Consider the following 4,140-nt stretch of genomic DNA (forward strand, 5'->3'; position numbering starts at 1 on the left):
GCGGTGCTGTCTATAAATTGATACAACCCACCCGCAGAAGAACGGGGATTCCTTGCATTCGGATTGCCTCCACTTTCCACTTGCGCAACACGGTACAAATAACTCTCTGGCAAACCATAACGCACTGCTGCTTGACGGATCGCTTGATTAACAGAAGGACTAGAACGGGTCATAGCCTAATCTCCTCCCTTACTCAAATGCACTCAATAAATTCAACTCCTCCGTTGAGGCTTTTCCCCCACCTCCAAACAAAGCAGCAGAAAGCTTTTTGAACCATTCTTTTGTCGCATATCCCTTATGATGCGCGTTTACCATGCGTTGAATGAGAGCTACAATTTGATCATTCTTAATCTGTGTCCCCCCTGTTAACAATTTGACAACATCCTTTTCAATCCGTTGACGCTCTCTAAACGCCGCCTCTTTGAAAGGAACCCAAGCTGCCTTCCCAGCAGCTTTTGCTAATTGTACAGCTGCATCACGTTTACCCGTTGGCATACTGACATTATGCGTAAAAGATATCTTTTCATCCGCTACACGACCTGGTATTCTGTTATAAAAATCTGCATAATCAGCTTCTTTATTGACAACATTCTTAACAGCAGAAGCTTTATCTGCTCCATAAATCTTTGCAAATCGTTCATACAGATCATTCGTACCAAAAATCTCCTTTGCCTTGGATACTTCATCTCCTGCTTGCCCCATACCTTGTAAAAGTTTTGCTCTTGATCCCTTTTTAAAGTATTCTTGTTCTCCCTCTGATAATTCATCAAAGATTTTACTGAACTCATCCTTATTAACCGACTTGCTAAGGATTTTAGAACCTTTACCCATAGCATCTACATGTGAACTATATTGATGATACAATGCCCGCCCTTTCTTATATTCAGACGATATATCATCCATAATCTCTAATAACTTTTTGTCGATATCTACTAAGCTACGAACTTTGCTATTGTTTCCTTGCCTCTTTTCTGCCCGTATCATAAAATCAATAGCCTCCTTAGTTTTATGGAGAATACCCATGTTGGGTTTCTCTTTAAGAAGGCTAAATTTTTCAGAAGAAAACGGACTGGCTTTATTGCCATCACTAATGAATCCCCTTAGCCCTTTATTATAAGCTTGTTTAAAGTATGGACGCTCCATTAATTCATTAAGTGCCCCATAATATTTCTCTCCTATTGGTATCTTTTTAGCTATTTCATAAAGAGTATGGGATGCTTCTTTCCTACTCGCGATAAGATCACCTTTTAAACCTGTGACATTTTGACGAGGAACAAAGTGTTCATCAGCAGCTTGATGAATACGCTCCCCTCCTCCCAGCGCTCTCTGCCCAGCTCTTTTAGTCAAATCAAGATAAGCTCCTTGATTTCTTTTCGCGATATCAAAAACAAGATCCTGTAAAAAAGGACTATGATCAGCTACATAATCGGTAGAGACCGCATTCTTAAAAGATTTTCCTAGATCTTCAGAAGCTTCATTGCCTAAATGTTTACTGATTGCTCTTAACGTGTCTGTTGCAACACCTTCCTTATGAGAAGGAGAAAAAAGTCTTCGTATTCCGCTTACCGGATAACCAGCTAAATGAGCTAAAGCACTTCCAGCCAATGCCCCACCCGCTCCTAAACCTGCACCAGATAACGTACTTGTAAGTGTATTACCAAGTCCTTCACCTTCTCCCGCTCCATGTAATGCACCAGATGCCGCCCCTACTTTAAGCAAATGCGGCAATGTTGTTTTGTTCGTGATGCCTAAAAATGGACTTGCAAATCGACTTGGGGGTAACTGACCTGCTTTCAAAAAGGCTTGACCTAATTTTGACCCCGCCACATTCCTTGCAAGTGTAGGCGCTACAAAGCGTGCTCCTGAGGCTAATAATCCTCCCCCTAAAGTCGCAAGGGAAGGAATTGCCGACCCTAAAGCATTTCCAGCAAAAGAAGTCCAATAATGTTGATCACTCATCCTACGATAATAATCACGTATTCTATTGGCTTCTTTCTCATATTTTTCTATGGTTTTCTTATCTCCAGTCCAATAGTTGTAAAGCCCCTTCGCAAAAGCAATTATTGCCAACTCATCATCAGAATCACGTCCTGCCGCTGTGATCCCCGCAATCTCATCATCTAAATTAAAACTCAAACCATGCTTTAAAGAATTCCAAAAGGCTTCACTGCTACTTATTTCGGGATGTTGGGATGATGTTTCGTATTCATCTTTAGGGATACGACGTATAACCCTTATTCCAGGACCAAAATCTGGAAATGGTTCCTCTACCGATTTTTCGTATTCATGTTTAGGGATACGGCGTATAATTCTTATTCCAGTACCAAAATCTGGAAAATCTTGATGAGTATTATTATGCTGAACCATTTAACTATCCCTAATAATTTCATACAAATCTTTACCATCATGAACGGTTGCTTTATCTCCAATAGCAAGTTTTTTAATATTTGCTCTGCTAATTGTAGTTGGCAAGTTTGCACTACCTCCTTGTGACATCGACTGATTAGCATATTGAGCAGAATACTTTAGACGCGGTCTTACTTCCATTCCATTTGACAACCTATAAATTTCCTCATCATTCAGTTTTTTAAAAAGATCAAACATATCTTTGATTTTTAAGAGCGTTTTATATAGTTCTTCTGGTTTATCGCTAATGTCCATAGTACCATAAGATGCTACTATGCGCCTGCTTTCTTCATTAGATAACGGTCCAACGCCTAATTTCCCGCCGTCACTTTGCTTTTTGATTGCTTCAATCACTCGAACAAAGACACCACCTTCAAGCGTTTTTAATTTATTTTTTAATGTTTTTGCAGCAGTATCGGGGAAAATCTGAGCAAAAGCACCGACCTTACCAGCAGCCTTTTTGGGATTCTTCTCTATAATTTGAAGAGCATTGTTAACTGTATCCACAATATGATTAATTTCTTTTGCTGCTACAGCAGCAGTGTTTCTCTTACCTATTTCCCACTCTTCTATGTCTCGTTTTTTCTGATTATACTCAAGTTCCTGCATCGACCCCTTAACCGGTCTCGCTCTACGTTCACCTAGTTGTGAATTGGGATCCCATTCATAACCTTTATCTAACTGAGGTTTATCACCACCTGTTAGCATCGCACTAAGCATTTGCGGATTACGTGCCATGATAGCAGCTTCTTCTTCGCTGTAACCTTTAGATTTTAGGTATTCGACGGTTTGATTGACTTGTTCTCTTCGTTTATCACCTTCATTAAGATGCTTCACACCACTTGCAAGCGCATCCCACCCAGAACCGTCTAATGAAGATTCTGCCATACCTGCAAAAAGATCTTTGAGCTTCTGATACGCATCTGATTGAAAAAACTTATAAGTATTGGACTGTAAAAATTTCTCTGCATCTGTCAGTTCAGGAGTCGGTGTTGGGGAAGCGGGTGCTAATGGTTGCGTTTGTTCATTAATATGAGGTTTTAGTTCTTGTGGAGTACTCTCTAGTGCATTTGGCATGGGTGGATGTTGATCAAATCCAAGAGGCATTTCCGCTTTAGGAGCCGTATAGGGCATAAATGGTCCATATGGATTCAGACTATTCTGTAAATAGGGGTTGGATGGGGCTTGTGCTTTCTCTGGTGTCATCATACTTTCAATACCTGACATTCCAGTCATAAATAGAGAGGTTTTGGGGTACTTTGTTATGAAATTCCCCACGGGGTTCTTTGTTATTAATTGTCCCAATCTATTCGCCCCTGTAACCGCTTTAGGAGCAAGATACCTAAAAACATGAGGCGCAGCTCTTGCTGCCATAAAAGCTGCCCCAGCTAATGGAAATAATATTGGAAATGCCATCACACTCTCCTACAAAACTATTCTTTAATTATTCTCCAGAGCTTTCTTTTGATTCATGTAATCTAAAAAAAACTTGGATGCTCCTCCTGCCAACGCTGCTCCCATTGGACCACCTGCCATATAACCAAAAGCCATCGGTGCTGCTTGAAGTGCCAGAGAACCTATAGCCCCTACATTTTTCCACGGATTATTGCCCTCTATCTTAGAGATTGTATGATTATTCGTCGTCGTGCCGTAATTCCTTGCAAAGCCATGACCGGCGTTCATAAGCATATTCAACCTATTCCAGCCGCTATTGTCTTGTTCCAGCCAACGTTC

At 40.7% G+C, this 4,140-nt stretch carries 3 protein-coding genes and 1 pseudogene; all 4 read right to left on the reverse strand.

Annotated elements, in window-relative coordinates:
* Window positions 1-173 (reverse strand): transglycosylase SLT domain-containing protein (locus ACFINO_RS09165; RefSeq protein WP_375655508.1); only part of this gene is annotated, 173 nt, incomplete at its 3' end.
* A gap of 16 nt (window positions 174-189) precedes the next feature.
* Entirely contained in the window at window positions 190-2,367 is a 2,178-nt protein-coding gene (locus ACFINO_RS09170) for a hypothetical protein (RefSeq protein ID WP_375655506.1), read from the reverse strand.
* Entirely contained in the window at window positions 2,368-3,822 is a 1,455-nt protein-coding gene (locus ACFINO_RS09175; RefSeq protein ID WP_375655507.1) for a hypothetical protein, read from the reverse strand.
* Between the two features lie 24 nt (window positions 3,823-3,846).
* Window positions 3,847-4,140: pseudogene (locus tag ACFINO_RS09180) on the reverse strand (hypothetical protein); the annotation flags it as partial.

Origin of the sequence: Bartonella sp. AA83SXKL (assembly GCF_042196965.1) — a bacterium.
Lineage (GTDB): Bacteria > Pseudomonadota > Alphaproteobacteria > Rhizobiales > Rhizobiaceae > Bartonella.

Bases quoted from the DNA above. Each gene is read 5' to 3' on its own strand.
- ACFINO_RS09175 (WP_375655507.1), bottom strand. From the start codon at position 3,822: ATGGCATTTCCAATATTATTTCCATTAGCTGGGGCAGCTTTTATGGCA.
- ACFINO_RS09170 (WP_375655506.1), bottom strand. From the start codon at position 2,367: ATGGTTCAGCATAATAATACTCATCAAGATTTTCCAGATTTTGGTACT.